Source organism: Zoogloea sp. LCSB751 (genome assembly GCF_002028455.1).
In the GTDB taxonomy this organism is placed as follows: Bacteria; Pseudomonadota; Gammaproteobacteria; order Burkholderiales; family Rhodocyclaceae; genus Zoogloea.
This window is the reverse complement of record NZ_MWUM01000661.1, coordinates 1-234: the sequence shown is the minus strand read 5'-3', so window position 1 is coordinate 234 and position 234 is coordinate 1. Positions and strand designations below refer to the sequence as shown.

At 66.2% G+C, this 234-nt stretch carries 1 protein-coding gene; it reads right to left on the bottom strand.

Features of this window, described 5'->3' with window-relative positions; translation table 11 throughout:
- Positions 1-234: polysaccharide biosynthesis C-terminal domain-containing protein (locus tag B4920_RS28070; RefSeq protein ID WP_173862751.1), on the bottom strand; the 234-nt coding region annotated here is incomplete at both ends.

Below are 234 nucleotides of genomic sequence, written 5' to 3'. Positions count from 1 at the left end.
TCACCGCCATCAGCAGGTAATCGAGCAGCACGTTGAGCACGCCGCCCCCCACCAGGATCCAGGTGGTGAGGCCGGGCCGCCCGTCGTTGCGCAGCAGGGCGGTGAACGCCATGGAGAGCACGGCAAAGACCCCGAGCCAGGCGTACCACTGCAGGTAGGCGAAACCGGCGTCGAAGATGACCCCCTCAGCCCCCATCCAGGTCAGCATCTCCCTTCCGTACCGGATGCCGATGA